Genomic DNA, 14,449 nt, shown 5'->3' with positions numbered 1-14,449 from the left:
TCCTCAACGTGCCAGGGCTTCGGCAAGCTGCGCGCCGTGGGCGACGGTTCCGTCGCGCACGAAAGCTTCGTGCTGTGCCTCGATTTCGGCAACCTCATAAAGATAGTTTATCATCAGCCCATGCGCGGCCTTCAGCGCCGAAGGGGCGAAGTCGGCGGGCCAGTTCAGCCGGTGCGCCTGGGCGCCGTTGCCCAGGTGAAAGCGGGCGACTGGATCGGGGGGCAGGTTCGCGGAGGTGCGTTCGGTGACGATATAGCGGGCGGCAATCGCCTCGACCTCGGGGCGCACGGCCTCGGCCTTGGCGGGGTCGTCCTGCCACGCGGGATCGGACAGCGCCTTGGCCAGCGCCACCGCACGGTCGTCCGTCTGCGCGGACAACCAGCGTGCGAAGCCCGGAACCGGCGACAGCGTCACATAGCAACGCAGGTTTGAAAGTTCCGAGGATAAAACCGCAACCACCTGCTTGATCAGGAAGTTTCCGAAGGACACCCCTTTCAGACCCGCCAGGCTGTTGTTGATCGAATAGAAGACGGCGGTATCAGCCTCGACCGGGGCGGCGGCTTCAGGCGCGTTCAGGATCGGGCCGATGGCGGTCGGAATGCCGGTGGTCAGCGCGACCTCGACAAAGATCAGCGGCTCATCGCCCGTGGCGGGGTGGAAAAAGGCGTAAAGGCGGCGGTCATTCGCGGCCAGACGGCGGCGCAGATCCGGCCAGCCCTGCATCCGGTGAACCGTCTCATAGGCCATGATCTTTTCAAGGATCGCGGCGGGCGCGTTCCAGTCGATCCGGCGCATGGTCAGAAAACCACGGTTGAACCACGAGGCAAGAAGATGGGCGAAATCCTGATCGATGGGTTCAAGGCTGGGGTCCTTGCGGATTGCGGACAACAGGTCTTCACGCATGCGGACCAGTTGCAGCGTGGCGCCGGGGGCAAGGTTCAAGCGGCGCAGCAGCGTCTGGCGCGCGGGTTCGACCACGCGGAACAGGGCGGCGACGGCATCCGCATCGGGCTTGTTCTCCCACGCGGCATAGGCGCTGCGGATCTGGTCGGGGATGACGCCATAGCTGTCCCGCAGCAGTTCGAAAAACGCCTGCTTCTCATCCGGCGAAAGCTCGGCATAGGCGGTCAGGGCCTGTTCTGCCACTGCCACGCGTGAGGCGTCTCCGATGCGGCCCATCAGGACCGAGCACGCGGCCTTGATCCGCTCCGAAGGCGGACGTGACAGAGCTTTCAGTGTTTCCGCCTCACCCGGGGCGCCGCGCGTGCGCCGGGTGATCGCTTCGACGAAATCCGAAAGAAAGGCGAGTCGCTGTTTGCCCATGATCGATCCTCCTGATCCAATGATATACGCCAGAATCTATCTGTTGTATATAACATAGTTTCGGATGGACATTTCATGACAAGTCGGGTGAAATATCCGCAGGACATGAGAAATGGCGACGCGATGAGCATTCCGACGGCCCAACGCATACGACTTGCCCTGGAAAACGACATCGTGGACGGGCGCTATCATCCCGGCGACCAGATCGATCCCGACCGCATCGCGGCCGATTACGGCTGTTCGCGCACCCCTGTGCGCGAGGCGTTGCAGATGCTGGAGGCCTCGGGCCTGCTGATCGTCCAGCCCAAGCGCGGCACCTTTGTCACCAAGCTGGGCATGGGCGAGCTGATGCAGCGTTTCGAGCTGATGGCCGAGCTTGAGGCGTTTTGCGCCCGGCTTGCCTGTCGCCGGGCCGAGGCCAGGGACATCGCGCGCATCGTGCAAAGCCTGCAAGCCTGCGAGACGGCGGCCGAGGCGGGGGAATCTGACCGCTACTATGCCGAAAACACGCAGTTCCATCAGGCCATCTATCGTGCCGCCCACAACCCTTTCCTTGAGACGGAAACGCTGCGGCTTCAGGCGATGCTGCAACCCTATCGGCGTCGGCAGTTGCAGGCGCAGGGACGGGTGCGCCGGTCGCTGGACGAACATCGCGTGATCGCCGACGCGATCCGCGCCGCAGACGAGGAAACCGCCGCCCGTATCATGACCGAACATGTGCTGGTCCAGGGTGAGCGGTTCCAGGATCTTGCCGCCATGCTGGAAGGGCTGGACAGCGCGCGCTGAGCTGCGCGCGCAGCAGACTTACTGGTCGAGGGCATAGGCGATTACGTAGTCGCCCGGCTTCGTCCCGATCGAACCGTGCCCGCCCGCCACGATCACCACGAACTGGCGCCCGTCTTGTTCAAAGGTCATCGGCGTCGATTGGCCGCCTGCGGGCAGACGCGCCTGCCACAGCTGTTCGCCGGTGGTCAGGTCATAGCCGCGGATGAAGTTGTCGACCGCCGCCGCCAGAAAGGCGACGCCGCCCCCGGTGATGATCGGGCCACCGATCCCCGGAACGCCCAGCTTGAAGGGCAGGGGCAGCTTCGTCATGTCCCGGACTGTGCCGTTCCGGTGTTTCCACGCGATCTGTCCTGTGGTCAGGTCCGCCCCTGCAACATAGCCCCATGGCGGGGCCTGGCAGGGGACGTTCAGCTTGCCCAGGAACGGGCCCATGACGACGCCATAGGGCGCGCCCTCGTTGCGGTTCAGGCCCTGTTCGCTGGCCTTCTCGCCCTGTCCCTTGGGTGCGATGTCGGCGCGCGGCACCAGGCGCGAGGTAAAGGCCAGATAGGTCGGCATCCCGAACATGACCTGCCTTTGTGGATCGACGGCAATGCTGCCCCAGTTGAACGTGCCGAAATTGCCCGGATAGACGATGGTCCCGTTGAGCGAGGGCGGGGTATAGCGCCCCTCGTAATTCAGGCGGTTGAAGTCGATCCGGCACATCAGCTGGTCGAAGATGGTGATCCCCCACATGTCGCGTTCGCGCAGGGGCGGGGGCGCGAAGCTCAGCGCGGAACTGGGTTGCGTCTCGGCAGTGAAATCCTCGGCAATTGCACCCGTCGGGGCGGGCTGCTCCGAGACGGGCAGGATCGGCTCTCCGGTTTCGCGGTTCAGGACATAGATGTCGCCCTGTTTGGTCGGCGCGACCAGCGCGGGCAGCACCTCCCCGTTCACGGTCAGGTCGACCAGAACGGGCTGCGCCGGAACGTCCATGTCCCAAAGGTCGTGATGCACCGTCTGGAATACCCAGGCCTGCTGGCCGCTATCGACACGAAGCGCCACCACGGACGAGGAATGCGCCTCGACCGCCGGGGAACGGCCCATGCCAAGCTGATCCGGAACCTGATTGCCAAGGGGAATATAGACCAGCCCGCGATCCGCATCGACGGAAAACACCGACCAGCTGTTCGGGCTGTTCGCGGTATAGGTTTCGCCGCCCGCGATGTCGATGGGCGTGGTGTCGTCGGGATTGCCGCTGTCCCAGTTCCACAGCAATGCCCCGCTGCGGATGTCGAAGGCCCGGATCACGCCCGAGGGCGACTGGATCGAGAAGTTGTCGTTGACCGCGCCACCGATGATGATCTTGCCCGCCACCGCGACCGGCGGGGAGGTGGAATAGTAATATCCCTCGGGGTTGAAGGGCATCCCGGCTTCCAGCCTCAACGTGCCCTGATCGGCGAAACTGGTGCAGACCTCGCCGGTTTCGGCGTTCAGCGCGATCAGCCGTGCATCCGCGGTGGGCAGATAGACGCGGGTCGGGCAGTCCTCGGGCGTGGCCGGGGTCGGGGGGGCGGGCATATCCGCCACGTCCCAATAGGTCACGCCGCGGCAGGTCTGGTGCTGGCGGTCCGGGCTCATCCCCGAATTCGCGTCATAGCGCCAGATTTCCTTGCCGGTCGCGGCGTCCAGCGCGATCGCGATGTTATGGGGCGTGCACAGGTAAAGCTTGCCGCCGATCTTCAGCGGCGTCACCTGATAGGTCGTCTCGTTCACGTCGTCCGGGCGCTTCACGTCTCCGGTCTGATAGCGCCACACCTCTTTCAGGCTTCCGACATTCTCGGTCGTGATCTGGTCCAGCGGAGAATAGCGCTGGCCGAAATTCGTGCGCCCGTATTGGTGCCATTCCTCGGGCGGGATCTCGTTGCCCAGTGCCGGGGCCTCGGTCCTGGGTTCGGTATTCAGGGCGCCATCAAGGGCGGTCGGATCCTGCATCATGGCGTAGCCAGCCACCGCGACCGAGATCACCGATGCGATGCCCACAGGCCAGCCGGACACCCGTCCCGTCGAGGGGGATGCGGGGATCAGCCCGGCGCGGACCACAGGCAGGCACAGCCACATCGCCATCAGCACGACCAGCCCGCCACGCGGTGCCAGTTGCCACCAGTCGAAACCTACTTCCCACACTGCCCAGATCAGCCACAGGATGACGGTCACTGCGAAGAGCCAGATCGCCGCGCCGTTTCGCCGGGCCAGCAGGAAGGCCACGACCAGAACGGCCACAGCCAGTACCAGATAGGCCGGGCTGCCGCCCAGCATCACCAGCCACCCCCCCAGTGCGGCCAGGGCAATACCGATCAGTGCGAAGATGGCAGTTGTGATTGCAAGCATGACGGCCCCCGAAGGTCTGAATCAATCCTGGTCGATGGCGTGGGGATTGGCGCTGTCCTGCGCCGGAGACGGCCCGTCCCGCCCCGATGGGATCACGGCGTAAAGGACCGCAAGCAGCAGCACGATCACGACAAAAACGATGATGGTTCGACTGGACATGCATCCCCCAGAATCAGACGAATTCGGAACGGCGAATGGGCAGTGCTGGCGTCACGGGTTAACCGGGAAACGGGCTAACTGGCTGGGTCAGGCGGCGTTCAGGATCTGCCGGGCCGGGCATAGGACTGTCCGGGCTGGGTCGCCTCCATGGTAGCCAAGAGTTTCTGATCTGCAAGGACAGTTTCGCGCCAGCGGGGCAGTGCTGCCTGTTGTTCGCGCTGCAGATAGGCCAGCAGCTTCTCGCGGATCTCGCAACGCAGGTCGAATGCCTTGCCGGCATGGGTCGCGCTGGCAAGAATGCGGACCTCGACCACGTTTTCGCGGAAATCGGTGACTTGCAGCGCGAAAACGTCGCGGTTCCACAGAGGAGAGGCGCGGACGATCCGTTCGGCCTCGGCGCGCAATTCGGGGACCGAGACCTCATAATCCAGATAGATCAGGACGGTGCCGATCAGGGTCGCGTCATTGCGGGTCCAGTTCTGGAAAGGCTGTTCCATGAAATAGTTCAGGGGCACGATCAGCCGCCGCTTGTCCCAGATGCGGACGACGACATAGGTCGAGGTGATCTCCTCGATATTACCCCATTCGCCCTCGACAATAACGGCGTCGTCGATGCGGATCGGCTGGGTCAGGGCAAGCTGGATGCCCGCCAGCAGGTTGCGCAGCACCGGTTGCAGGGCAAGGCCGACGACAATCCCCGCCGCCCCGGCGGAAGCCAGCAGGCTGACCCCGTACTGCCGCACCCCGTCGATCGTCATCAGCGCCGCGCTGACGCCGATGGCCACAATCAGCACCACCGCGACCCGTTCCAAAATGCGGGTCTGGGTGACGTGCTTTCGGGCCAGAAGGTTATCTTCGACATCCAGGCGAAAGCGGCGCAGGTGCAGCGTCATCCAGATCTCAAGCATGATCCTGACGAACCAGGTCACGCAGGCGATGAAGGCGATCAGCATGGCGTGTCGCAGCAGGTTGCCTTCGCGCAGGGGCAAAGGGGCGATATTGGCCGCGAACGATACGGCCATGATCATCATGGCAAGCTGAACCGGCCCGCGTGTTCGCGACAACAGCTTGCGCCAGAATTCGTCCCGATGGCTCAGGACTTTCTGTGCAAGGCGGTAAAGCAGGAAGCAGGCGGCCCATGCAAAGCAAAGCGCCGCAATGAAGATAAGGCTGGTGATTGTCCAGGAAGGCATGTGGTCTCCGTCGGTTGCGGTGTCCGTCGGGCAAGACGGGCCGGTCGGGGAGGGGTTCCGGGATGCGCGAATGGGCAACTCCGGCAACTCGTGGGCTGGCACGGGCCAGGGGGGCCGGGCGAGACTTGCCCGGACCAACCGATCTATTTCTTCGTGTGCTCGGGCTTGTCCTTGCGTGTCGTGCTGGCAACTTCCTCAAGTTGTCGTTCCGACATCGAATCGTACATTTCACGCGATGCGCCGCGCAATTCGCCCTTTTTCGTGTCGCCGCGCTTTGCGGACAGGGCCGCGCCGGCGGCTTTCTGCTGTGCCTTCGATTTGGCTGGCATTGGAAGCTTCCTCCGGGTCTGGTGTACCGCCCGCGGGCGCGCGGGATGCGGTCGTTTGTGTCCGGTATCAGTGCCGGTGTTCGGACCCGGTCCACAGATCGGTGCGCCGTCAAGGGTCGACTCCGTCAGTTCCGCGTCGCTCAGGCGTTCATGCAACGAGTGGTCAGTGTCTTGTCCTCTTGGTCGAGGTGCTGGCAAAACCTCATTCCGGGGGGATTGTTCCGGCATTCAATCCGATGTGAGGTCCGAAGGACCGGGCGCGGCAGCCTTTTCCGCCCTGCAGTGGCGCGAAAATCGGGGCCCTGCTGGCGCGAGTTCACTTGCGCGTGCGCGTGGCTTATGCACTCTCAAGCCGTCCGTGACCTTTGCCAGAGGGCCGAATGCGTAGAGAATGCCTGCCGGTTTCAAACCGGTTGCCTTTTGCACTGATGCTTGCAGCAACGCTGCTTGCAGGGTGCAGTCGTCCCCCCGAACTGATCGGCGTGGACAATCCCGAAATTCCCGCCGAGCACCTTGCCGAGGTTAGCCGGCACAAGGTCTTCATCACCACGACCCGGCAGGCTACGGAAGTCACGGGCGCCTTCTTCTCGGCCAATCGCGCGCCCGAATTGGGACTGGCCTCGGTCGTGGCGACTGTTCCGCCGAACCACAAGGTCGGCGAACTTGAGCGGCCCAAGGAACTGCCGCCCGATCCGCGCACGGAATTTTCGATCATCGATCCGGTGGTCTATCGCAACGACGCTTCCTTCGTGGCCGAGATCAACCGAGAGTTGGCCCGCCGCCCGCCCGGACAACGGCGGCTTCTGCTGTTCGTCCACGGCTATAACAACACGGCCAGCGACGCGATCCTGCGCCTGACCCAGTTCGTCGAGGATACCAACTATCAAGGCGTGCCAGTCCTGATGACCTGGGCCTCTGCGGCCAGTGCCGTGCGCTATGTCTATGATATGAACAGCGCCCTGATCGCGCGTGGAAAGCTGAAGGAAATTTCCGACATCATGGTCCAGACCAACGCCGAAAGCGTTGATATATTTGCCCATTCCATGGGAACGCTGCTGACGATGGAAGGACTGGTCGACGCCCAGAAGGCAGGCACCTTGGGCAAGCGACGGACCATCAACAACATCGTGCTGGCATCGCCCGATATCGACATCGACCTGTTCCGCACACAGATCGAGCAACTCTCGCCCGAGATCCGCAAGAAGATCTACCTGCTGGTGTCCAAGGACGACCGCGCGCTTCTGGCCTCGCGCCGGATCGCGGGAGGAGTTCCGCGCGTGGGCGCGACGGATGCGGCCAAGCTTGAAGGGCTGGGCGTGACGGTGATCGACTTGTCGCAGATTCACGATTCAACCTCTGGCAGCCATTCGAAATTCGCCGGCTCACCGGAAGTCGTGCAGTTGATCGGAGCCGGGCTGAACCGATCCGGCGGCTTCTCGCGCGGGCGGACGCCGGGTCTGGCCGACATGCTGAACAACGTGCCGATCATGATCAACGGCGGCTGAACTCAGTGTCATGACACTGACGTTGCCTGCCGCGAGGTGGGCAACGTGTTACATAACTATGGTTATTGTGACTTCGCTAAAGCCGGATCGTACCTGTCGCCAATGCGGTCAGCGCCGCGACGGCGCCTGCTACGACCAGCGCAAAGATCAGCCATTCCCGCCGGGTGAACACGGACTTTCCCGCCTGCCTGCGGGTCAGCAGAAACAGCGCCGTTCCCGGCGCATAGATGCAAAGCGACAGCAGGAAGAAGTCCAGTCCCCCGGCGACGACAAGCCCCAGCGTATAGATCGTTGCGATCAGCGCGCAGGCAAATTCGGCCCCACGCCCCGGAGCTTTCGCCCCGCGCGCCAGCATCAGCCCGAACCCCGCGACCAGAACATAGGGCAGCAGGATCATCGAAGAGGTCAGCTTCATCGCGATAAGAAAGGCTTCCTCGGCGAAGAAGCTGAGGATCAGGAAGGCCTGGATCAGCAGGTTCGTCAGCCACAGCGCTGCCGAGGGCACGCCGTTCGCGTTCTGCGCGGCCAGAAATCGTGGCATCGTCTCTGTCCGTGCGGCCAGGAACAGGACCTCGGCCGCCAGCAGTGACCATGACAGATAGGCGCCAAGGACCGAGACGATCAGTCCCAAGCTGATGAAAACGGCGCCCCAGTTCCCGACGATCGCCTGAAGCACCCCCGACATCGAGGGGTTGCGCAGTCCCGCCAACCGCTCTTGCGGCAGGATGCCGTAAGACAGCAACGTAACCAGCACCAGCAGGCAAAGCACGCCCGCAAAGCCCAGCAATGTCGCCAGCCCGACATCCTCGCGCCGGCGGGCATAGCGTGAATAGACGCTGGCGCCCTCGATCCCGACGAAGACGAAGACAGTGACCAGCATCGTGCCGCGCACCTGGGCGGCGATGCCCTGGGTTTCCAACGCGGGGCCGCCGTCAAGGTTTGCCGCGAATACACCCCCATCAAAGGCGAAGGTTGCGATGGCAATGAAGGTCAGGATCGGCACGATCTTGGCCACGGTGACGATTGTGTTCAGCGCCGCGGCCTGCCGCACGCCGCGCAGGATCAGCAGGTGGACGATCCAGACTCCCAGCGACGAAACCGCGATCGCCATCGCCGAATTTCCGTCGCCAAAAGCCGGGATGACCGCACCAAGCGTGGACTTGATCAGGATCCAGTACGAAACGTTGCCAAGACAGCAGACGGTCCAGTAACCCAGCGCGGACAGGAAACCCAGATAGTCGCCGAACCCCGCCTTGGCATAGGCAAAGACGCCCGCGTCCAGATCGGGGCGTCTTCGCGCCAGTGTCTGGAAGACGAAGGCAAGGGTCAGCATCCCGCCTCCGGCAATTGCCCAGGCGATCAGCGCGCCGACGCCGCCGGTCACGCGCCCGAAGGTCTGGGGCAGCGAAAAGATCCCCGCCCCCACCATCGAGCCGACGACCATCGCGGTCAGCGTGGGCAGGCTGAACTTGCCTTGCCCTTCAGCCATCAATAATCGAAGGCGTCGCGGATAATCGGGCAGGTCATGCAATGGCCGCCGCCCCGGCCGCGACCCAGTTCCGAGCCGTCGATGGTGATGACCTCAATCCCGGCCTTGCGCAGCAGCGTATTGGCATAGGTGTTCCGGTCATAGGCAAAGACCACGCCCGGAGAGGCGCAAACCAGGTTCGCGCCGCTGTCCCATTGCGTGCGTTCGCGCATGTAGTCGTTGCCACCCGTCTCGACCACGCGCATTGCCTTCAGCCCCAGCGCCTCGCGCACCGTCTCGATCAGGCCGCCCTTGTCGCGGCTGAGCACCAGACCGCCCTTGCCGTCGGGCCGGTACGAGAAGCACTCGATTGTGTTGACGATATCGGGATAGATCAAAACGCAATCGTGGTCGGCAAAGGTGAAGACCGTGTCGAGATGCATCGCCGCGCGCAGCTTGGGCATTGCGGCGATGATGACACGTTCGGCCCCGCCTTGCGCGAACAGCGCGGCGGCAAGCTGGCTGATCGCCTGGCGCGAGGTCCGCTCGCTCATCCCGATCAGGACGTTGCCCTTGCCGATGGGCATGACGTCGCCGCCCTCCAGCGTGGCCATTCCCCAATCCTGCGTCGGATCGCCCCACCAGACATTCACCTTGCCCGCGAAATCGGGATGGAAGCGATAGATCGCAGTGGCAAGGATGGTTTCTTCATGCCGGGCCGGCCAGTAAAGCGGGTTCAGCGTGACCCCGCCGTAGATCCAGCAGGTGGTGTCGCGCGTGTAAAGCGTGTTCGGCAGTGGCGGCAGCAGGTATTCGTTGACGCCAGCCGCGTCCCGGATCAGGGCCAGCGCCTCGCCCCCCAGGGTTTCGGGGAATTCATAGGTCGAAAGCCCGCCGATCAGCGTCTCGGCCAGGTCGCGATGCGTCAGCCCGTCAAGATAGGAGCGGACTTCGTTGACGAAGCCCAGGCCGATCTGGTTTGGCACGACCTGATGATCCAGGATCCAGGCCCTGGCTTCGGGCAGGGCCAGTGTCTCGGCCAGCAGGTTATGCATCTCGACCACCTCGACGCCGCGATCGCGCAGCTTGGTGGTGAAGTCGAAATGGTCGCGCTTGGCGACATCGACCCACAGAACATCGTCGAACAGAAGCTGGTCGCAGTTCGAGGGGGTCAGCCGCTGATGTGCCCGGCCGGGTGCGCAGACCATGACCTTGCGCAGTTGCCCGACCTCGGAATGCACGCCGAAGGGTGTCGTCTTGCTCATCCGTCCTCGCTCCCTTGTCAGATCGTGATATAGCCCGTTGCGAGCCACCAGATGCCCAGCACACAGCCAAGGACGGCCAGTGCGAAGATGACGTAGTCGATCATGCGACCGAACAGTCCCGGCTTGCCCTGCTCGCGCCTGGCCCACAGGTAAAGCAGCGTTCCCGGTCCATAAAGCACGGCCGACAGCACCAGGAATTCCAGCCCGGCCGCAAAAATCAGGAACACGGTATAGGCCAGTGCGATCGCGGCAAAAATCAGGTCGCGCCGCTGTTCGGCCGGTTGCCCGACATAGCTGTCGCCTTGCCGCACCATCAGCACGCCATATCCCGCGACCAGCAGGAATGGCACCAGCGCCATGACACTGGTCAGGTTCAGCATCAGGGCAAAGGCGTCGCTGGACCAATAGGTCGTGATGACAAAGACCTGCACCACGATGTTCGTGGCCCAAAGGGCGGCGGCTGGAACACCATTCGCGTTTTCGCGGGCGAAAACACGCGGCATGTCATCGGTCTTGGCAGCGATCGACAGCACCTCGGCACAGATCAGCGACCAGGCGAGATAGGCGCCCAGAACTGAAACGAGCAGCCCGACACTGACGAAGATTGCGCCCCAACGGCCGACCACCGCCTCCAGCACGGCAGCCATCGAGGGTTGGCGCATCTCGGCGATTTCGGCGCGCGGCAGCACGGCATAGGGCAGAAGCGTGACCAGCACCATCAGGCACAGCACCGCCGCAAAACCGATCAGGGTCGCCGTGCCGACGTCCTTCCGTGACCGGGCATGGCGGGAATAGACGCTGGCCCCTTCGATCCCCAGGAAGACGAAGACGGTGACGAGCATGGTGGCGCGGACCTGCTGGAACAGGCTGGCCTCGGGCATGTCGACGCCGCCCCAGAAATTCGCGCTGAACATGTCCGCGCGGAAGGCGATGAACATGATCAAGATGAAGACCAGGATCGGCACGATCTTCGCGATGGTCACGACCGTGTTGATGAAGGCCGCCTGCTGGATGCCACGCAGGATCATGAAATGGAAAAGCCAGATCCCGACCGAGGCGACGAGGATCGCGACCACCGTATTGCCGTCCCCGAAGACCGGGAAGAACGCGCCCAGCGTCGATTTGATCAGCACCCAGTAGGATACGTTGCCGATGCAGGAACCGATCCAGTAGCCAAGCGCGGACAGAAAGCCCGGATAATCCCCGAAGCCCGCCTTCGCATAGGCATAGACACCGGCATCAAGCTCGGGCTTGCGCTGTGCAAGGAACTGGAACACGCGGGCCAGCATGTACATGCCGCCGCCCGCGATGATCCAGGCGATGATTGCTCCGAATGGCCCGGTCGCAAGGCCGAAGGTGCGGGGAAGCGAAAAGATCCCCGACCCCACCATCGATCCGACGACCATGGCCGTCAGGATTGGTAGCGAGAGCTTGCCAGAAATGTCCGTCTTGTCGTGGATTTCGGAACCGGCCATGAGCATCCCCTCGGCAGCCGCTGAAAATAATTCCTTCCAATCAACGGAATGGTGGCAAGCCTCATTCGGCTTGGCAAGGCTTAATCTCGACTTGCGTGCATTCTGCGGGCCAGCGGCCCCGAATTTCAGACGCGTCGATAGGGGCGCCTGCGGCCCGTCCGGAACGGGGTCAGGCCGAGGCGCGCAGGATCAATCGGCCCTCGACCCGCTTCACCGGGTCGACAGGACGCCTGCCTTCCTCGATCATGTCGAACAACGTCGTCACGCTGTTTTCAGCGATCGAGACATAGTCCTGGGCGACCGTCGTCAACCCCGGCGCGGTGAAACGGGCCATCGGATGATCGTCGTGTCCCGCCACCCGCAGCGCCGAAGGCGAACCGCGCCCGACGACGGTTCCGCGTTCGAAGGCGGCGGCGATCAGGCCGATCGCCAGTCGGTCATTGGCGCAAAGAACCGTGTTCCACGGCAGATCGCGCGAGGGCAGCAATTTCAGCCCGGTGCGATAGCCCAGTTCCTCGAAATGCCATTCCGTCGTCTCGACCGGGATTACGAATGGGTCCAGCCCCTGCCCTTCCATCGCGCGGACATAGGCCTCGCGCCGCTCGCGCGCGTTGGTATTCACTGCCGGCATGTCCAGGAAGCAGGGTGGCTCGCCACTGCGGCACAGGTAATCCACCATCAACCCCATCGACTGGAAGTTGTCGGTCCCGACAAAGATCTCCTCGCCATTCATGTGGTTGTCGAAGATCACCGTGGGAATGTCGCTGGCCAGCTGCCGGATGCGGTCGGGGGCAGAGCTGTCCCCCAGCGGCGCGATGATCGCTCCTGCGATTCGCAGCGAATAGAGCATCTCGATCGCGTTCGCCTCGCGCTCCGGGTCGCCGTGCGAGCCAAGGACAATGGCCCAATACCCGGCCTCGGCGCAACGCAATTCGATATGGCGCACGATCTCGGCATAGAACGGGTCGACGATATGGGGAACGATGATGCCGATATTCTTGGTGAACTTCCTGTTCTGGTTGATCGCGAACAGGTTCGGGCGATAGCCATAGCGGATAATGGCGGCCTCGATCCGCTCACGGGTCGAATGCCGGACGCTGGACGGATCGTTGAAGTATTTCGAGATCGTCGGGCGGGATATTCCCGTGACCACGGAGAATTCTTCCATGGTCCTGATCTTTTGCACGTCCATCCCCACCTCCCGCCTCGGGGCCAGCCCGGAAGCGCATCTTTCCTGCATCATTCGGGCGGGCGGCCAAAGAGATTGGCCGACCGCATAAGTTCAGGGGCGTGGTGCCCTAGTCAAGGCAGGCTGCCACGTAGTCCTGCGCCAGCCGGTCGACCGCTGCCAGCGCCAGTGCCCCGGCCCTTGGCGCCAGCTTGCCTGCGCGGACATCCGGGTAAAGCCCGCCCAGATATTGCCCGATCAGCGTTTCGGGCAGCTCGCTCTCGCCCAGCAGGTCGAAAAGCTCTGTCACGGCCTTTTCGGCACCAGGCTGCGGCCAGTAGTAACGGATACGGTCGCTATACGAGAAATGGCGCTGCAGCGCGCGTTCCGCGTCGGTGCCGTGGTAATAGCGGTCCCAGTTCGCGGGCGCGTCCAGCATCAGTGCCTCCATCGACTGGCGCAGGGTCTGGCTGCGCTTGCCGGGGAACAGTTCCTCGGCGATGGCGTCCAGTCCGTAAAGCGCCTCGCGCAGCACGAAGGTCAGGCCGGGCCCGACCTTCAGGATCGCAAATCCGTCGCGGACCAGCGCGGTCAGGGCTTCGCGGGTCTGGTAGTCGGTCGAATGCGCCTCGAACACCAGCCCCGGCAGCTTGTCCAGCGTCGCGCTGAGTTCTGCGGCGGCGACCGGATCATAGTCGATGACGTTGTGGTTTCCGAACTCGACGCCCGGCTGCACGACAAGCCCGATGACGCGGGCAAAGGCGTCGCTTATCCCGGCATCGGCAAAGGCGCGGCGATGAACCTCGAACGTGGTCTGGGCCGCGTCCGAGTGCGTGACCTCCAGCCCCTCGATCTCTTCCATCGCGCCGCCCGGGATCGGAACCTCGGTCCCGATGATATAGACCGGGGCCACCCCGTCTGCCGGTCGGGCCGCTTCCGCGGCGGCGGCCAGCCGCGCGGCGCGGCTTGCGGTTTCCGCGTCGTCCAGCGCCACAGGCTCGCCCGCGCAACCCATCGAGCAATCCAGATGCAGCTTGGTGAAGCCCGCCGCGGCATAGTCGCGGATCATCGTTTCGGCCTTTTCCATCGCCTGGTCGGCGGGCAGGTTTTTCCACGGATTGGGGCCAAGGTGGTCGCCGCCCAGGATCAGGCGTTCCAGCGGAAAGCCGGTGCGGGCGGCGATCCCTTCGACAAAGCGGCGGAAATCGGCGGGCGTCATGCCGGTATAGCCGCCGTCCTGATTGACCTGGTTGCAGGTCGCCTCGATCAGCAGGGACAGCGGTGTCGGCGCGATGCAATTCATCGCGGCCTCGATCACGACGGGATGCGCGGTGCAGATCGACGGGATGCCCGAAGGTCCGGGACGGCCACGCCATTCGGCGATGGATTGCAGCGGGTTCTTGGTCAT

The 14,449-nt window shown here is 63.6% G+C and carries 12 protein-coding genes; 2 read left to right on the top strand and 10 right to left on the bottom strand.

Going from position 1 to position 14,449, the window contains the following annotated elements; all coding sequences use genetic code 11:
- Window positions 1-3 precede the first annotated feature (3 nt).
- Window positions 4-1,323, bottom strand: a complete 1,320-nt coding sequence (locus RM190_RS09430; protein WP_311759172.1) for a malonyl-CoA decarboxylase domain-containing protein — start codon at window positions 1,321-1,323, stop codon at window positions 4-6.
- A gap of 105 nt (window positions 1,324-1,428) precedes the next feature.
- On the opposite strand from RM190_RS09430, the gene RM190_RS09425 reads away from it, so the two are divergent.
- Window positions 1,429-2,109, top strand: a complete 681-nt coding sequence (locus tag RM190_RS09425) for a GntR family transcriptional regulator (RefSeq protein ID WP_311759171.1) — start codon at window positions 1,429-1,431, stop codon at window positions 2,107-2,109.
- Between the two features lie 18 nt (window positions 2,110-2,127).
- On the opposite strand, the gene RM190_RS09420 is transcribed toward RM190_RS09425, so the two are convergent.
- The 4 genes from RM190_RS09420 to RM190_RS09405 form a co-directional block, all read right to left on the bottom strand.
- A complete protein-coding gene (locus RM190_RS09420) occupies window positions 2,128-4,479 on the bottom strand; it encodes a glucose/quinate/shikimate family membrane-bound PQQ-dependent dehydrogenase (RefSeq protein WP_311759170.1) in 2,352 nt (783 codons plus the stop codon).
- A gap of 21 nt (window positions 4,480-4,500) precedes the next feature.
- The gene (locus RM190_RS09415; protein WP_311759169.1) at window positions 4,501-4,638 is read right to left on the bottom strand and encodes a hypothetical protein; all 138 of its coding nucleotides are present in this window, start codon (window positions 4,636-4,638) and stop codon (window positions 4,501-4,503) included.
- Window positions 4,639-4,736: 98 nt separating this feature from the next.
- The gene (locus tag RM190_RS09410) at window positions 4,737-5,831 is read right to left on the bottom strand and encodes a mechanosensitive ion channel family protein (protein WP_311759168.1); all 1,095 of its coding nucleotides are present in this window, start codon (window positions 5,829-5,831) and stop codon (window positions 4,737-4,739) included.
- 143 nt (window positions 5,832-5,974) lie between these two features.
- Window positions 5,975-6,160, bottom strand: coding sequence for a DUF3008 family protein (locus RM190_RS09405; RefSeq protein ID WP_311759167.1), 186 nt, complete (start codon window positions 6,158-6,160; stop codon window positions 5,975-5,977).
- Between the two features lie 428 nt (window positions 6,161-6,588).
- On the opposite strand from RM190_RS09405, the gene RM190_RS09400 reads away from it, so the two are divergent.
- A complete protein-coding gene (locus tag RM190_RS09400; protein WP_311759166.1) occupies window positions 6,589-7,665 on the top strand; it encodes an alpha/beta hydrolase in 1,077 nt (358 codons plus the stop codon).
- A gap of 76 nt (window positions 7,666-7,741) precedes the next feature.
- On the opposite strand, the gene RM190_RS09395 is transcribed toward RM190_RS09400, so the two are convergent.
- The 5 genes from RM190_RS09395 to RM190_RS09375 all read right to left on the bottom strand — a co-directional run bounded on the left by RM190_RS09395 (window position 7,742) and on the right by RM190_RS09375 (window position 14,449).
- Window positions 7,742-9,154: a basic amino acid/polyamine antiporter gene (locus tag RM190_RS09395; RefSeq protein ID WP_311759165.1), complete on the bottom strand. Its 1,413-nt coding sequence runs from the start codon at window positions 9,152-9,154 to the stop codon at window positions 7,742-7,744.
- Window positions 9,154-10,398, bottom strand: coding sequence for an arginine deiminase (locus RM190_RS09390; protein WP_311759164.1), 1,245 nt, complete (start codon window positions 10,396-10,398; stop codon window positions 9,154-9,156). Before RM190_RS09390 ends, RM190_RS09395 begins: the two co-directional genes overlap by 1 nt.
- Before the next feature lie 17 nt (window positions 10,399-10,415).
- Entirely contained in the window at window positions 10,416-11,873 is a 1,458-nt protein-coding gene (locus RM190_RS09385; protein WP_311759163.1) for a basic amino acid/polyamine antiporter, read from the bottom strand.
- A gap of 169 nt (window positions 11,874-12,042) precedes the next feature.
- Window positions 12,043-13,041 (bottom strand): LacI family DNA-binding transcriptional regulator, encoded by a 999-nt coding sequence (locus RM190_RS09380; protein WP_311759162.1) that lies wholly within the window; start codon window positions 13,039-13,041, stop codon window positions 12,043-12,045.
- A 130-nt stretch (window positions 13,042-13,171) separates the two neighbouring features.
- Entirely contained in the window at window positions 13,172-14,449 is a 1,278-nt protein-coding gene (locus RM190_RS09375; RefSeq protein ID WP_311759161.1) for a D-tagatose-bisphosphate aldolase, class II, non-catalytic subunit, read from the bottom strand.

Origin of the sequence: Paracoccus broussonetiae, assembly GCF_031854425.1 — a bacterium.
GTDB classification, from domain to species: domain Bacteria; phylum Pseudomonadota; class Alphaproteobacteria; order Rhodobacterales; family Rhodobacteraceae; genus Paracoccus; species Paracoccus broussonetiae.
This window is presented reverse-complemented; position numbering and strand designations above follow the sequence as displayed.

Bases quoted from the DNA above. Each gene is read 5' to 3' on its own strand.
- RM190_RS09420 (WP_311759170.1), bottom strand. From the start codon at position 4,479: ATGCTTGCAATCACAACTGCCATCTTCGCACTGATCGGTATTGCCCTG.
- RM190_RS09375 (WP_311759161.1), bottom strand. From the start codon at position 14,449: ATGACCAAGAACCCGCTGCAATCCATCGCCGAATGGCGTGGCCGTCCC.
- RM190_RS09385 (WP_311759163.1), bottom strand. From the start codon at position 11,873: ATGGCCGGTTCCGAAATCCACGACAAGACGGACATTTCTGGCAAGCTC.
- RM190_RS09410 (WP_311759168.1), bottom strand. From the start codon at position 5,831: ATGCCTTCCTGGACAATCACCAGCCTTATCTTCATTGCGGCGCTTTGC.
- RM190_RS09390 (WP_311759164.1), bottom strand. From the start codon at position 10,398: ATGAGCAAGACGACACCCTTCGGCGTGCATTCCGAGGTCGGGCAACTG.
- RM190_RS09430 (WP_311759172.1), bottom strand. From the start codon at position 1,323: ATGGGCAAACAGCGACTCGCCTTTCTTTCGGATTTCGTCGAAGCGATC.
- RM190_RS09425 (WP_311759171.1), top strand. From the start codon at position 1,429: ATGAGAAATGGCGACGCGATGAGCATTCCGACGGCCCAACGCATACGA.
- RM190_RS09405 (WP_311759167.1), bottom strand. From the start codon at position 6,160: ATGCCAGCCAAATCGAAGGCACAGCAGAAAGCCGCCGGCGCGGCCCTG.
- RM190_RS09380 (WP_311759162.1), bottom strand. From the start codon at position 13,041: ATGGAAGAATTCTCCGTGGTCACGGGAATATCCCGCCCGACGATCTCG.
- RM190_RS09395 (WP_311759165.1), bottom strand. From the start codon at position 9,154: ATGGCTGAAGGGCAAGGCAAGTTCAGCCTGCCCACGCTGACCGCGATG.
- RM190_RS09400 (WP_311759166.1), top strand. From the start codon at position 6,589: ATGCTTGCAGCAACGCTGCTTGCAGGGTGCAGTCGTCCCCCCGAACTG.
- RM190_RS09415 (WP_311759169.1), bottom strand. From the start codon at position 4,638: ATGTCCAGTCGAACCATCATCGTTTTTGTCGTGATCGTGCTGCTGCTT.